14 protein-coding genes are annotated in these 16,066 nt (G+C 33.3%); all 14 read left to right on the top strand.

The genetic code is table 11. The features are described from left to right. Window positions 1-480: DUF4070 domain-containing protein (locus U9R23_04685; GenBank protein MEA3475720.1), on the top strand; the 480-nt coding region annotated here is incomplete at its 5' end. 92 nt (window positions 481-572) lie between these two features. Beyond that, a complete protein-coding gene (locus U9R23_04680; GenBank protein MEA3475719.1) occupies window positions 573-716 on the top strand; it encodes a hypothetical protein in 144 nt (47 codons plus the stop codon). Further along, window positions 706-1,299, top strand: a complete 594-nt coding sequence (locus U9R23_04675) for a hypothetical protein (GenBank protein MEA3475718.1) — start codon at window positions 706-708, stop codon at window positions 1,297-1,299. Before U9R23_04680 ends, U9R23_04675 begins: the two co-directional genes overlap by 11 nt. Window positions 1,300-1,311: 12 nt before the next feature. After that, window positions 1,312-2,772, top strand: coding sequence for an N-6 DNA methylase (locus U9R23_04670; GenBank protein ID MEA3475717.1), 1,461 nt, complete (start codon window positions 1,312-1,314; stop codon window positions 2,770-2,772). A 132-nt stretch (window positions 2,773-2,904) separates the two neighbouring features. Beyond that, a complete protein-coding gene (gene tilS / locus U9R23_04665; GenBank protein ID MEA3475716.1) occupies window positions 2,905-4,326 on the top strand; it encodes a tRNA lysidine(34) synthetase TilS in 1,422 nt (473 codons plus the stop codon). 68 nt (window positions 4,327-4,394) lie between these two features. After that, window positions 4,395-4,931, top strand: a complete 537-nt coding sequence (gene hpt, locus U9R23_04660) for a hypoxanthine phosphoribosyltransferase (protein MEA3475715.1) — start codon at window positions 4,395-4,397, stop codon at window positions 4,929-4,931. Further along, a complete protein-coding gene (gene ftsH, locus U9R23_04655; GenBank protein MEA3475714.1) occupies window positions 4,931-6,808 on the top strand; it encodes an ATP-dependent zinc metalloprotease FtsH in 1,878 nt (625 codons plus the stop codon). The genes hpt and ftsH overlap by 1 nt, the downstream gene beginning before the upstream one ends. Then, a complete protein-coding gene (hslV, locus tag U9R23_04650; GenBank protein MEA3475713.1) occupies window positions 6,801-7,328 on the top strand; it encodes an ATP-dependent protease subunit HslV in 528 nt (175 codons plus the stop codon). Before ftsH ends, hslV begins: the two co-directional genes overlap by 8 nt. Window positions 7,329-7,330: 2 nt before the next feature. Continuing rightward, the gene (gene hslU, locus U9R23_04645; protein MEA3475712.1) at window positions 7,331-8,716 is read left to right on the top strand and encodes an ATP-dependent protease ATPase subunit HslU; all 1,386 of its coding nucleotides are present in this window, start codon (window positions 7,331-7,333) and stop codon (window positions 8,714-8,716) included. Between the two features lie 208 nt (window positions 8,717-8,924). After that, window positions 8,925-9,647 carry a hypothetical protein gene (locus tag U9R23_04640; protein ID MEA3475711.1) on the top strand — a complete coding sequence of 241 codons (723 nt, stop codon included), beginning with the start codon at window positions 8,925-8,927 and terminating at the stop codon, window positions 9,645-9,647. A 33-nt stretch (window positions 9,648-9,680) separates the two neighbouring features. Continuing rightward, complete coding sequence (locus U9R23_04635) at window positions 9,681-11,270, top strand: hypothetical protein (protein ID MEA3475710.1); 1,590 nt, start codon at window positions 9,681-9,683, stop codon at window positions 11,268-11,270. Beyond that, window positions 11,267-11,800 (top strand): hypothetical protein, encoded by a 534-nt coding sequence (locus U9R23_04630; GenBank protein MEA3475709.1) that lies wholly within the window; start codon window positions 11,267-11,269, stop codon window positions 11,798-11,800. Before U9R23_04635 ends, U9R23_04630 begins: the two co-directional genes overlap by 4 nt. 190 nt (window positions 11,801-11,990) lie before the next feature. Then, window positions 11,991-12,524, top strand: coding sequence for a hypothetical protein (locus U9R23_04625; GenBank protein MEA3475708.1), 534 nt, complete (start codon window positions 11,991-11,993; stop codon window positions 12,522-12,524). Between the two features lie 771 nt (window positions 12,525-13,295). Beyond that, a partial coding sequence (gene uvrA / locus U9R23_04620; GenBank protein ID MEA3475707.1) for an excinuclease ABC subunit UvrA occupies window positions 13,296-16,066 on the top strand: 2,771 nt, incomplete at its 3' end.

Below are 16,066 nucleotides of genomic sequence, written 5' to 3'. Positions count from 1 at the left end.
CAGATAAAGTTTATCCAGGAAAGTGGAATCACTACTGCTATGGTTGGGTTGTTACAGGCTCCACAAGGGACCAGACTTTATAAGCGACTTACGAAAGAAGGCAGATTATTAAAGAATATTTCAGGTGATAATACAGATTTTTCAACTAACTTTGTCCCTAAAATGAACCTTGAGGTACTTGTCAACGGCTATAAAGAAATCGTGAGAACTATTTATTCTCCCAAATATTATTACGAACGAGCCAGGGAGTTTTTAAGAGAATATAAACCATTGAGGAATAAAACACATCACTTTCATTTCAGTCATATTGGAGCATTTTTCAAATCTACATTACTTTTAGGGGTAATAGGGAAAGAGCGAATTCGCTACTGGAAACTCTTTTTTAGTTGTTTATTCAGACGACCGCGACTTTTTCCGACAGCAATTACATTAGCAATTTACGGGTTTCATTTTCGGAAGATTTTTGGGAATTATTCGTAAAATATTTAGAGAAAGAAGATTTTTATTTCTTGCAAAAATTTTTTTTATAATAAAAATGATATTTTAAGAAATATGAAGCCTTAAAAAACGTCATGACAAAATTTCAAAAATCTATAAAAGAAAAAAATCTGCTCCAGCCAGACGATAAAGTGCTAATAGCCATTTCAGGTGTGGTGAGGATTCCACTATTTTTGAAAGCGTCCTATTATTTAGGAGAAGCAATATATGAAAAATGAGAGACAAAAACACGGTTTAAAATTTGAAAATTGGGTTAAGAAAACTTTTTTTGATATATATTACACTTCTGAATGGGATATACCTGAAGAATTAAATCCAAATAAGAAAGGTGGAGCTATTTCTATAAAAACCGCCAAGTGGAAGGGAAGTGTATACTTTGGTGATGCGATAAGACAATTTACCATTAAAACAGACTTTACTTTAATAGTTGGATTTTGGGTAAAAATGTCTGGAAAGAAGAATATTGTAAAAATTACAGAATCCATTATTCCAAAATCAGGTTGGAGAAAATTTTGGGGAGATGTTTCAAAAGAAGACCTATTAAAACTCGATAATTGTATTAAAGATAGAAGTAAAAATTATAGGATTGCAAGATTAGAAGCTCAAAAAATAAAAAAATCATTAAACACAAAATCCAGTATTATCACCTTGAATCCAAAAATAGATTCTAAAAATCAACGCAGATTACAATGTTCTATAGCATTTAAGAAATTTTTTAAATATATAGTTAAAAAACCAGAACCTACTGAAGATAAAGAGTTTATTTTATGGGGGAGAAAAATAGAACCTCCATTGTTATAAAAATCAATTATTATGGACAAATTAAAAGTCTTTAAACAGTACTTCACTCCTAATGAAGTAGCTGAGTTTATGGTAAAGAACTCTAAAATTAACAAAACTGATAAGATTATTGACCCATCTTTAGGTGATGGAATATTCTTTCAAGTTTTACTAAAGAAAGGATATTTAAATTTATATGGAATAGATATTGATGAACAAATTGTTAAAGATGACAAAAAAAGATATAAAAATTATAAAAGTGTTAAAACCTTTTTGGGAAATGCACTTGATATCAAGTCTCTCAAAAGTATAAAAAATAACTATTTTGATATGGCTATCGGTAATCCCCCATTTAGTAATCAAAAGAATAAAATTAATAACCCTCAAATTCTTAACTATTATTTTTTAAGGAAACAAAAACAGTCATTTGAAATATTGTTTTTAGAAAGATTCATTCAATTAGTGAAAGAAGGGGGATTTATCAGAATAATATTACCCATTAATATCTTCTCCAATACTAATCTTCAATATGTCCGAAATTTTATCATTTCTAATTTAAAGATAGAAGCTATTGTTAGCTTACCCCGAAATATTTTTAAAAATACTTCTGCAAAAACAGCCATCCTGTTTGGGATAAAAAATCATGAAAATTTGTTTGGATTTTTCAATAACAAACAAAAGAATAAAGTAAATTTAATATTAATTAATAGTAAAAAAGAATTAATAGGACTAAGTCAATTATCTATTTATGATAATACAGTAGGTATTAGGAAAAATATTGAAGATATTCAGTATAGAATGGATCCAGATTATTATTATGCAGCATTGAAAAGCAAAAAATATTTAATAAATAATAATATACATTTCAAAAAATTAAAAGAATTTGTGAAGATTTATAATGGATTTACTAAATATGGTGAGGACAAAAAGAAGATTTACTATAATATTGATAATACAAATAGAGATGAGTATATAAGATTGATTAAGGCAAAAAACATAAGCAGAATTGGCTTTAAATATGATGATAATTTTTTTATAAAAAGGGATGAAGATATTTATAAACCTTCTGCATGTGTAAAGACAAAAGATGTCTTAGTTATTAGGGTAGGAGCTGGTTGTAGTGGAAGGGCTTTCTGTGTAATTAATGAAAAATATTCAGGACAGGTAGATGATTGGATTTTTATTTTAAGAGGTAGTCAGGTTAATCCAGCATTTTTGGCTTTTTATTTAAATAGCTCAATAGGAAAAGAGTTTGTTAATATGGAGAAACAAGGAACCGGGACAATAAGTATAAGCAAGAGTAAATTAGGAAATGTGATGGTTCCAGTTCTCACAGTAAAGCAACAAAAAGAATTTGAAAAGTATGTTATTGAAATGTATGAATTATATGAAAAAAATGAGGTTGAAGAAGCACAAAATATTTATAATTTTCTTGATAAAAAATTAATATCCTATATTAAGAATAATGCCAACAGGTCACCATTAACAGAATAGAATGTTAATATATTGCATAGGTTAATGAAATTTCTTTGTAGGAAACTTGTTATATATAATTTATGTGCTGAAATAAGAATTTATCTATTACGAATTGCACGCAAAATTTAATATAAAAAAGATATAAAAAATATGAGCTCCGCAAAAAACATCCTGAAAGAATTTCAAAAATTTATTAAACAAGAAAATTTAATTCAATGGAATGATAAGATTATTGTTGCTGTTTCTGGAGGAATAGATTCCACTATCTTACTCGATCTGATAAAAAAAATCTCTGCTGAATATAATCTGACCACCCTTGCAGTTCATATTAATTATCATCTTCGTGGAGATGAATCTAATGAGAATGAGCAGTTTGTAAGAAACCTTTGCTACAAATGGGGCTTTCCACTCGTTACTCGGCATGTAGAAATAAAGGAGAAATCTAATTTAGAAAACAAAGCGAGAAAGATCAGATTCAGTATTTTAAGAGACCTTTTACAAAAATACCAATTCCAAAAAATTGCTTTAGGGCATAATAAAAATGATCAGGCAGAAACTCTTCTTCTTAACCTTTTCCGTGGCAGCGGTATTGGTGGAATGAAAGGGATAATTCCAAAATCTAAAAACATTATTCGTCCTTTACTTGCTCTCACAAGAAATGAAATTACAGAATTTGCAAAACAAAATAATATTGAATTCTCTGCAGACTCTTCTAATCTAAGCCTTATTTATGACCGCAATAAAATTCGTCATAAAATTATTCCTGAAATTGAAAAGGGATTAAACCCAAAAGTCGTGGATAAAATATCTAATAGTGCCAGAATTTTTCAGCAAACCGATTCCTTTTTGCAAGAATATTGTAAAGAAATATTTCCGGAAATAGTAAAAAAAACAGATGGGGATTCTTTTATCCTGAATTTGGATAAACTAAAAAATAAAGATATCATTCTCTTTTATATCTCAAGGAAGATTTTTGGGCACATTACAGGCTCAGAGCAGGATTTCTTTACAACTCATTTTCAGGCAATCGCAGATTTATTAAGAAGCTCTGAAAGTAAATACATTCAATTGCCGAAAGGGGTCTTTGCTATAAAAGATAAACAACTTCTAACATTCTCAAAATCTCCACCCTTAGTTAAATTTAATGATTATCGCAGACAAATCAAAAGAACATCTCGCAGAATCCTTTTTAAAGACCATTATGTCTCTATTTCAGAGATGAAGTCAATTCCTATTCATGGATATAAATTTTCCCAAAGAAATACATGCTATGTTGATTTAGATAAAGTAAAATTTCCAGTTACAATTAGATATCGTCAACCAGGCGATAGGTTTACCCCGTTAGGTATGCACAACCCTAAAAAGCTTAAAAACTTTTTTATAGATTCAAAAGTGCCAAGATTTGAACGAGACAAAATCATTTTAGTGGAAGACCAAAATCAGATAATTTGGTTAGCTGGCATTCGTATAAGTGAAAATATAAAAATTACTCGTCAAACTAAACATGTCTTAAGAATTAAAAGTATGAAAAAATTGAAGGACTATCGCAAAGCAAAAAGAATTAACAAATAAGGTTTGACAAATAATATTCAGTATTATATTTTAACAATAGAGGCTAAGGAAAAAATTTAGAGGAAAACATGAAAAATGATATTGAAAAAGTTCTGATTTCTGAAGATGAGCTACAGAAGAAAATAAAGGAATTAGGTGCTCAAATCTCAAAAGATTATAAAGGAAGTGTGCCTATTCTAATAAGTATTCTCAAAGGTGGTGTAATCTTTCTTGTAGATCTAATGCACCATATTAGCATTCCAATAGAGATAGAATTCCTTGGCGTTGCAAGTTATGGAAGTTCAACAAAAAGCTCAGGGATTATAAAATTAACAAAGGGTTGTAATTATGATATCTCAAATAGAGATATAATTTTAGTTGAAGATATTATTGATACAGGTCTTTCAATTAAATATATTATAAATTTATTAAAGAATAAAAATCCTAAATCAATAAAAACCTGTGTACTTCTTGATAAATTCAAAGCCCATAAACCGGATATAAAAATTGACTATAAAGGATTTACTGTGCCAAATAAGTTTGTTGTTGGATACGGGCTTGATTATAAAGAAAAGTATAGAAACTTACCTTTTGTCGGTATTTTAAAAAAGGAGATTTATCAATAATGAATAACAGAACTCCGCAAAAAAAGAACCAACAAAAAAATAAACTTCCAATTAAACCTCCCAAGGGTGGTTCGTTATTAATATGGCTAATTATCATATTTGCTATTGTTGCATTTTTTCAATTTTTCTCTGGTAAAGGTCAGATTCAAGAGGCTTCTTATTCTGAATTTATGAAAGATATAGAATCCGGGGCTGTTAATGAAATCACATTTAGTGGTAAGGATATTAATTATACGATTGGAAATATAAAAAGACGAACAAATATACCTTTTGATGATCCTGACCTGGTTAAAGAAATTGCTGAGAGCCACAAAGAAATCAGAATCATTTCAAAAAAACCTTCTATTTTCTCTACAATATTGTCTTACTGGTTACCGTTTATTCTATTTATAGTTTTCTGGATTTTTATCATGAAATCAATGCAAGGTGGTGCTGGCAAAGCATTTAGTTTTGGTAAAAGTCGTGCAAAATTGCTTAGCGGAAATCGTTCAAATGTTACCTTCAAAGATGTTGCTGGAGTTGATGAAGCTAAAGAGGAATTGGAAGAAATTATAGAATTCCTGAAAGAACCTAAAAAATTTCAGAAACTCGGCGGTAGAATCCCAAAAGGTGTAATACTTCTTGGGCCTCCAGGAACGGGAAAAACCCTTCTTGCAAAAGCTGTGGCAGGTGAAGCAAAAGTTCCATTCTTTAGTATAAGTGGCTCAGATTTTGTTGAAATGTTTGTCGGTGTTGGAGCATCCCGTGTTAGAGACCTCTTTAATCAAGGTAAGAAGAATGCTCCGTGCATTATATTTATTGACGAACTTGATGCAGTCGGCAGACATAGAGGAGCTGGTATTGGCGGTGGTCATGACGAAAGGGAACAGACATTAAATCAACTTTTAGTTGAAATGGACGGTTTTAATCCAAATGAGAGTGTTATTATTATCGCTGCAACGAACCGTCCTGATATACTTGACCCCGCATTACTTCGTCCAGGAAGATTTGATAGACGGGTAGTAGTAGATAGACCTGATTTGAGGGGTAGGGAAGGAATACTAAAAGTTCATGTTAGAAAAGTTCCATTAGACAAAAAAGTAGACTTAATAATCATTGCAAAAGGAACACCCGGTTTTTCCGGTGCAGACTTAGCCAATCTTGTTAATGAAGCATGCTTGTGGGGAGCTCGCCTTGGACATAAATCAGTCCATATGGAAGATTTTGAAAATGCTAAGGATAAAGTCATTATGGGTAAAGAAAGAAGAAGTCTGATGCTTACTGAAACAGAAAAAAGAAATTCCGCGTATCATGAATCTGGGCATGTATTAGTGGCAAAATTTATTCCCGGTAGCGACCCAATCCACAAAGTTACTATTATACCTCGCGGACGCTCACTCGGTTCAACTCATTTCTTGCCACTTGATGACCGTCATACATATTCAAAAAGCTACTGTCAGTCAAAAATTGCTCATCTGTTGGGAGGAAGAGTTGCTGATGAAATTTCTGGAGGTGAACCTACTACAGGTGCAGGAGATGATCTTAAAAAAGCTACTGAACTTGCAAGAAAAATGGTTTGTGAGTGGGGTATGAGTGATAGAATTGGACCTATGACTGTTGGCGAAAGAGAAGAAAATATATTCCTTGGCAAGGAATTCGGCAGGCAAGAAAACTACAGCGAAAATATTGCAAACCTTATTGACCAAGAAATAAAAAGATTTATTGAAGAGGGTTATCAGTTATGTAAAAAAATCTTAACTGAAAATAAAGATTTACTTAATAAACTGGCTGATACTTTGCTTCAGAAAGAAACATTAAATGGCGAAGAAGTAGAAAAAATCTATCAAAAATACATTGAAAAAAAACAAAAAGAAAATAAGGCAGACCAAAATGATTAAAGGAACAAGTATTATAGGGATAAAAAAAGGAAACAAAGTTGCGATAGGCGGAGACGGGCAGATAACACATGGTGAGACAATTTTCAAATCTTATGCACATAAAGTAAGGACCTTATATGATGGAAAAGTGATTGCTGGCTTTGCTGGCGCCACAGCGGATGCCTTAACTCTCTTTGAAAGATTTGAAGAAAAGCTAAAACAATACAAAGGCAACTTAATGCGGTCAGCAGTGGAATTGGCAAAAGAATGGAGAACCGACAAAATACTCCGCCGTCTTGAAGCAATGATAATTGTTGGAGATAAAAAAAATCTACTTGTAATATCTGGTAATGGCGATGTTATTGAACCAGATAACAATATTGCTGCTATAGGCTCAGGTGGACCCTATGCAAAAGCTGCAGCTATGGTTCTAATTAAAAATAAAAATCTCTCACCTAAAGAAATCGTAGAAAAAGCACTTGAAATCGCAGCAAATATCTGTATCTATACTAATACAAATAGAACTATTGAGGAACTATAATTATGGAAATGAAAGAACTCACACCTAAACAAATTGTTAAAGAGCTTAACAAATATATTATCAGTCAGGATAAAGCAAAAAAAGCAGTTGCAATAGCTCTTCGTAACCGCTGGCGTCGCCAAAATGTGTCTGAAGAACTGCGTGATGAAATCCTACCAAACAATATTATTCTAATTGGGCCTACCGGTGTTGGCAAAACAGAAATTTCAAGACGGCTTTCTAATCTCGTAAATGCTCCGTTTATTAAAATTGAGGCATCAAAGTTTACAGAAGTGGGCTATGTGGGTAGAGATGTAGAGGCAATTATTCGTGAACTTGTTAACCTTGCTGTAAGTCAAGTAAGGGAAGAGATGACGATTGCTGTAGAAGAGCAAGCAAGAAAACGAGCTGAAGAAAGAGTGCTTGACCTTTTACTTCCACCTATAAAAAGGAAAAGAAAAGCAAATCTTAGTCTTGAACAGCGGCAGCAAGAAAGGTTAGAGCTTGAAGAAGCAAAAAAGATGCAAAAACAAACCAGAGAAAAGTTGCGAAAAATGCTCCATAAAGGATCTTTGGATGAAAGAATTGTGGAAGTCAAAATTGATGAATTGCCTGAACCCAGAGTTGAAATATTCTCAAGTATGGGACTGGATAGCTTTGACATCAATATGGGCGAAATGTTAGCAGGATTTATGCCAGGCCAGATAGGTAAACGTAAACAGATGAAAGTTAATGAGGCGTTAGATTTCCTATTCTATTCTGAATCAAGAAAATTGGTTGATATGAACGAAGTAAAAGAAATTGCTATCAGAAGAGTTGAACAAAACGGCATCATTTTCCTTGATGAAATTGATAAGATTGCTGGAGAAAAATCTAAATCGGGTCCAGATGTATCCCGGGAAGGTGTTCAACGAGACCTACTTCCAATCATAGAAGGCTCAAATGTGCCTACTAAATATGGTATGGTAGATACAACTCATATTCTTTTCATAGCTTCCGGCGCTTTTAATGTTTCCAAACCTTCTGACCTGATACCTGAATTGCAGGGAAGATTTCCAATTAGAGTAGAATTGCAAAGCCTGACAAAAGAAGATTTTGCAAAAATTCTAACATTGCCTAAAAACGCTCTTATGAAACAATATACCGCTTTGCTGAAAACGGAAGATGTGGATGTTACTTTCACAAAAGGTGCAATAAAAGAGATTTCAAACTATGCTGCTATGGCAAATGCCAAAATGGAAGATATCGGTGCAAGAAGACTCCATACAATAATGACTATCCTCCTTGAAGAATATTTATATAATCTTCCAGACCCTGAATGTAAAAAAGTAAAAGTCACGAAAGAGGATGTAAGTAAACTACTGGAAAAGATTATTACTGATGAGGATTTGACAAAATATATTCTGTAATCTCCGTGTCCGCGGGGATGGAAAATGAAACAAAAGGATGAACTAAAATGAGTCCAAAATTCAACACATTATGCATTTTAATCATTATTTTATGTTCATTTTTCGCGAACACAATTTATGGGGAAAATCAAAATTCCGCCTGTTTGTCATTCCTGCAAAATCAGTAATCTAATAATTGTATGACAATATCTTATAAACAATACATAAAATGCTTGTAGAAAAATTATCTGACAATCAAAATTTAATAAGTGTAATTAATCAACTTCACAAAGAACCCTGGCCCGCCTTTCTAAATGAAGATAAGTATGTAAAAAAATATTGGCGACAAATATATAAAAAATATCCAGAATATCAACTATTATTCAGAACTGGCGTAGAATATGTTGGCGCAGGTAATTCCGCTCCAATTTATTGGAATGGTAATATTGACGATTTACCTTCTGGTTTTGATGAAGCAATCAAAATCATAATGGAAAGTAATGATAACCCAAACACATTATGTGGATTAGCAGCTGTAATATCAAAGAAATATCTTGGAAAAGGAATCAGTTCAAAGATTATTCAAAATTTTAAGCAGCTGGCTGCTGAACATGGATTTCATAATCTTATCCTTCCGGTGAGGCCAACATTAAAATCACAATATCCAACAATAGCAATGGAAAATTATATCAAATGGAAAAGAGATGGCTTACCTTTTGACCCATGGTTAAGGGTCCACATAAAACTTGGCGGTGAAATCTTGAAAGTAGCAAATCAATCTATGATAATTACCGGCACTGTTTCAGAATGGCAAGATTGGACTGGAATGTATTTTGGAGAAAGTAACAAGTATATTATTCCCAATGCTCTAAATCCTGTAAATATTGATTTGGAAAACAATATTGGAAAATATATTGAGCCTAACGTGTGGGTGTTACATAAATGTGAATAAGGCCCTTCAACAAAAATTAAATAGGATAGAGATTTGAAGAAAACCAAATCATATTTTAGTTTACTATGTGTTTTTCTTATATTTACACTAATTACATCCTGTACTTTTATACAGACAAAGGTTGAACCTCTTAACAAAAACAAAATTCAAGAATCGGAAAGATATATTATTAAATCATCCGCAAAAGTGCATTTGTATGATGGCTCAGTAGTTATGTTTGAGAAAGGCTTTACTGTTATAGGAGATACAATCAATGGTAATGGCTGGAGATACAATTTAACACGCAACTATTCAACATCTGTTAAGTCAGTTCCAATAGATAGCGTAGCATGTATAGAGTATTATAAAAAAGAATGGCAGACAGGTGCTTTCTTAGCGAGTATACCACCAATTGCAGTTGCTTCATTCGTGGGAGGCATGATTCTTTGGGTGTCAATTTTTGGCTCCTGTCCAACAATCTATTCATTTGATGGCGAGGATTACACATTAGAAGCAGAAGAATTTAGTTACAGTATTGCTAAAAGGTTTGAAGGGAATGACTTTGACAGATTAGATTTTGGAAAGACTGTAAATGGCAAATATACCATAAAAGTTGCTAATGAAGCCCTTGAAACACATTATATTAACAACCTGTTCTTGCTAACTGTTGACCATCCATCAGGGTATGAAGTCTTCCCAACCAAAAAAAGAGATATTATCCTATTTGGTAAAGAAGCCCAAATACTTGAAGCGATTAGTAAATCGGGCAGTAATGTAACCGGACTCATTTCAGATAGAGATAATTATTGGTATCAAAGCGACTCTCTTGTAGTACAGGAACTTACTCATACCATTACACGAGATTGGATTGATGTAAAAGTTAGAGTTCCTCAGGATGCAAAGAAAATGTATATCGCATTTCGTCTGCGAAACACACTTTTAAACACCATCCTCCTCTACGATGTAATGCTTGGTTCGCAAGGTTTTGAGGCAGTTGACTGGCTTGGCTCAAAAACTTCAAATATATTTTATGCGTTGAAATTGGATAAATGGTATCAAAAGCACTTTGGCCTCCATATTCAGATGTTTGATGGGGAAAAATACAAAGAAGTGATAAGAATTAGTGATACCGGACCTATAGCCTGGCATCAGGAAGCTGTAGAACTGTCTGTTCCTGATGAGGACATCGCACAGTTACGATTTTCATTTTTGCCGGATAACTGGTTCATAGATTGGATAGGAGTGAGTTTTGATAGAAATGAAAATTATAGCATAAATACGATTGCGTGTAGCGAATTAACTGATTACAAAGGAAATAGAAGAGATAGTCTTATTGCTCTTTTCAAGAAAAAAGATAAAGATTATTTTGTCACTTATCCGGGTGAGAGTTATCTTCTAAAATTCAAAGTAGGAAATGTACCAGAAGGGATGAGACGTGCCTACTTTGTTAAATCACGAGGTTTCTATATTGAATGGCTTCGGAAAAAGTGGTTAACAAAAACCAAATTAGAAAGAAAAGAACTAAAATTAGAGTTTAATGATGAGACAATTATAAAGACAGCCCAACTCTGGATTGCGAAAAAGCCTCAGTACAATAAGAAGTTCTATGAATCTAAACTTCCTTGTAGAGAAGGTAATAATTGAGTAGAAATGTCTTATGTTTAATCGCTATTCTAATCCTGTTTTGCTCGTGTGTGAGTTCAGTTAATGTGCTTAAACCTAATGGTGAAACTGCGAATCTCAAGCTTATAAATCGCTATATTTATGAGTGTGAATTGCTTGCAGTAAGCGATTCATCGCTTTTCTGCAAATATCAGGACAAACTCTACATAGTACCATTTACAAATATTCAAAGAGTTCATATTTGTGGATATAGTCTAAGACCTAAAAAAATTATAGCTATGGCTCCTTTGATTCTTATAGATATTGGAATGGCTTCTGCAAATTATAGAGAAAATGAGAAAATTCAAAAACTGTGCTGGGCAGCATTAGTCCCTATTACGGTTTTCGCTTTTCTCTACAATGAACCAGAAGTGAATTTTTCGTCAGTCTTTGATAAGAATGATTTAGAAAAACTTAAACTTTACTGTAAGTATCCTCAAGGATTAACAAAAGGACAATGGAAACAACTTTTACAATATTATTCTCAAGAAGATTTTCTAAAGCTACCATAATAGTAAAAAGGAATTAGTATTTTATCAATAATATCTGTGCAATTAGAGACTGTCCGTAAATGTAGAACCAGGTTCTTAGCCCGTTCTCCATAGTTATTACGAAGGGTGAACTCGTTTTCTTAACACAGATTTAAAGAATATTTAAACTAACGAGATTAAGATCGTTCTACAAATATGAAACAATTAACCTATGAAAGGAAAAATCACTGTGGAAAACGAGATAGAAATCTATGAACAAGGATTAGAAGAATATCTTAAGATAAACGCAGTCATAAGTAATTTTTTTATGGTTTTATGGATTGTCTTAGGAACTATTGGATGTTGGTTTTTGTTTCCGCTGGCTGCCTGGCTTTACCTTGCTTTTGCTATTATAATGATTGGGATTGTATTGCGAAAATTACTTTGCACAAATTGTTATTATTACAATAAATGGTGTTGTATGGGTTGGGGTAAACTCTCTGCTCTATTTTTCAAAAGAGGTAATATTGAAAAATTCAATACGGGCATTGGTCAAAAACTTGCTCCACTTACTTATGGAATTTTAACACTTCTTCCTCTTATTTTAATTGTTATTTCACTTATTCAGAAATTTACGGTATCTAAAATAGCAGTATTGTTGCTTCTGCTTTTAGTTTCCTTTTACAGCGGGACAATCAGCAGAAAGAAAACTTGTGCAAAATGCAAGATGAGATTAATGTGTGCTGGAAGTGCTATAAAAAATTAATAAAACCAGTGTTATACAGATGAAAGAACTAAGAAGGAAATAGAGACAAAAAAATTTCATTCCGACAAGTCGGGATTGACATGAATGTTTCATTTTAGTTCCGTAGGAACGGAATATTTGTAGTAAAAAAAACCGAACTAATCAAATAAGCACCATCGGTGCGATATATTTACCCCTGTGAATATTTTTTATCCTACGAGGTAAATATGTCGCTCTTACAGAGCTTTTATTCTCGGATGGGGTATATTAAAATAGGTGCTTACGCACCTGCCTATAAATATCCCAACCGCTATGCAGTTTTTTCCGAAGGATCTGCCTCTGGCATGAAATGAAATTTTTAATAATGTCAAACAATAACCAAAAATGTAATCTGTCTTGTAATTGTATATAATTTAAATGAATAGATTAATTTTATTCTTAATTTTTGAAAATGTAAGTCCGTTATTTGTCTATATTCAACCAGGCGCGAAACTTGAGTAAATTACTAAGCAAAGTTCTTGACAAGACTGAGTATTTTATACAGATTACATCAATAATTTCCAAAATGTAAAAAGGAATTTCTGTGATTTAACTTTCTTCTTATTATCAAACATTTTTACCTTTACTATTAATAAAATCGATTTCTTTATTTTTCTTTTACTATTAATATTAAATCAAATAACAGTATCAAAATAACCTTTTTTGGCTTGACAATTTTTTGTTAAAATTTTTTAATAAACTATTTCAAAAAACTTAGCAATTTGAGTTTCTATATTTAGAGTAATCTAAAAAATGAAAAAAAATATCATCATCAAAGGTGCTTGCGAGCATAACCTGAAAAATATTGATGTAACACTTCCACGCAATAAATTTATCGTGTTCACAGGAGTTAGTGGCTCGGGCAAATCATCTTTGGCTTTTGATACACTTTATGCAGAAGGTCAGCGAAGATATATTGAATCACTATCTTCTTATGCTCGTCAATTTCTGGGTCAGATGGAAAAGCCTAAAGTTGACTACATTGAAGGGCTTTCACCTGCGGTATCCATTGAACAAAAAGCAGCAAGTCATAATCCACGTTCTACTGTCGGCACGGTTACTGAAATATACGATTATCTCCGTGTATTATATGCCAGAGTCGGAACTCAATACTGCTATAAATGCGGCTCATCCGTAAGTTCTCAAACCACAGACCAGATGATTAATTATATATTGAATTTACCAGAAGGAACTCGTATTCAAATATTAGCTCCACTCGTTAGAGAAAGAAAAGGTGAACACAAAGATGTATTTGAACGGATAAAAAGAGATGGTTTTGTTCGTGTTAGAGTTAATGGAATCATTCGTGATATAAATGATAAAATCATACTTGATAAAAAGAGTAAACACAATATTGAAGTGGTAGTTGATAGATTAGTAATCAAAAAAGGAATTCAAAGCAGACTTGCTGATTCTATGGAAATTGCATTAGAACTTGCAAATGGAATCGTGATGATTGACTACCCAAAGGAGAAAAAAACGCGACTTCTCAGCAAGAAAAATGCCTGCCCAAAATGTAATATCAGTTATCCAGAATTAACACCGCAAATGTTTTCTTTCAACAGTCCACTTGGTATGTGTAAAATCTGCAACGGGCTTGGTTCACGAATGGAATTGGATATTGATAAACTTATACCTGATAAATCAAAATCCATTATGGATGGAGCTGTTAAATACTGGGGCGAAATGGGTATGAAGAGAAGGTCATGGCGATACAGCATTCTTCTCCAACTTGCTGACGAATTTGAATTCTCACTCTCTACTCCATGGAAAAATTTAAGCAAGACCGCAAAAGATGTAATCCTTTATGGTTCAAGAGGAAGAAAGTTCAGAATTGATTGGGACAGCATAACAAGTTCCGGACACTTTCTTACTCCATATGAAGGCTTATTACCAACCATAAAGAGACGCTTTAGAGAAACCAAATCAGATGCAATGCGAAGATACTATACCAGTTTTTTTAGTGAAAAGCCCTGCCCTGATTGTAACGGTACAAAACTTCGTATAGAAAGCAGATATGTGAAAATAAACGGCAAATCTATTGTAGAACTCTCCCGAATGTCAATCAGTGATCTTCTAAAATTTATGGAAAACTTACACTTTACTGGCAATAAGAAAATTATTGCAGCTGAATTGGTAAAAGAGATAAGAGCACGGCTGAAATTTATGATAAATGTAGGACTGCATTATCTTACTTTAGATAGAAATGCGCCATCCCTTTCTGGTGGAGAATCTGAACGAATAAGACTGGCGAGTCAAATTGGCAGTGGTCTTGTTGGTGTGATGTATATTCTGGATGAGCCAACTATCGGACTCCATCAAAGAGATAACCATCGCTTGATAGACATGTTAATCGGTTTAAAAAATCTCGGCAACACAGTCATAGTAGTTGAGCATGATGCTAAGATGATACGAAGTGCTGACTATATTCTGGATTTTGGTCCACTTGGAGGAATTTACGGTGGCGAAATAGTTGCCTCCGGCTCTTTGGAAGATATCATCAAGAATGAGAATTCTCTTACTGGTAAATACCTGAGCAGTCAGCTTTCTATACCATCTCCAAAAAAATATCGGGAAAACAACGGAGACTTTCTTAAGATTACTAAAGTAACTCAAAATAATCTGAAACATATAGATGTAGAAATTCCACTCGGACTTTTTACCTGTATCACTGGAGTCTCTGGTTCTGGAAAGAGTTCTTTAATCAATCAAACCTTGTATCCGGCACTTGCAAATCGGCTATATAAAAGTTCACATAAAGAAGGGAAATACAACGATATGTTATACTTCCACAAAATTGATAAGGTCATCAATATCACGCAAGACCCAATTGGACGAACACCTCGTTCAAATCCTGCTACTTATACAAAAGTTCTGGATGACATCAGACATATCTTTGCTACAACTCCAGCTGCTAAGGTGAGAGGATATAAGCAAGGTCGCTTCAGCTTTAATGTGCCCGGGGGAAGATGTGAGGCTTGCCAGGGGAGTGGAGTAAAACATATAGAAATGCACTTTCTGCCAGATGTGTTTGTAACCTGCGAAATCTGTAGAGGAAAACGGTTCAATAATGAGACTTTGCAAATCAAATATAAAGGGAAAAACATTGATGATGTGCTGAATATGGATGTTCAAGAGGCGTTGAAGTTTTTTGAAAACATCCCATCATTGAGAAGAAAACTCCAGATTTTATTTGATGTTGGGCTCGGTTATATTAAGCTGGGTCAGCCATCTCCTACTCTCTCCGGCGGTGAGGCACAGCGGGTAAAACTTGGTCGGGAATTAAGCAAAACCAGTACAGGAAGAACTCTGTATATTTTAGATGAGCCCACAACAGGCTTGCATTTCCACGATATAAAAAAATTGATAGCTGTGCTAAACAGACTTGTTGATAAAGGTAACACTGTAGTTGTAATTGAACATAATCTTGATGTGATAAAATGTGCTGATTATATTATTGATTTGGGACCAGAGGGTGGAGATGAAGGTGGCAAAATAGTTGCAATCGGCACGCCAAAGGAAGT

This window comes from Candidatus Cloacimonadota bacterium, assembly GCA_034722995.1.
Taxonomy (GTDB): domain Bacteria; phylum Cloacimonadota; class Cloacimonadia; order JGIOTU-2; family JGIOTU-2; genus JAGMCF01.
This window is presented reverse-complemented; position numbering and strand designations above follow the sequence as displayed.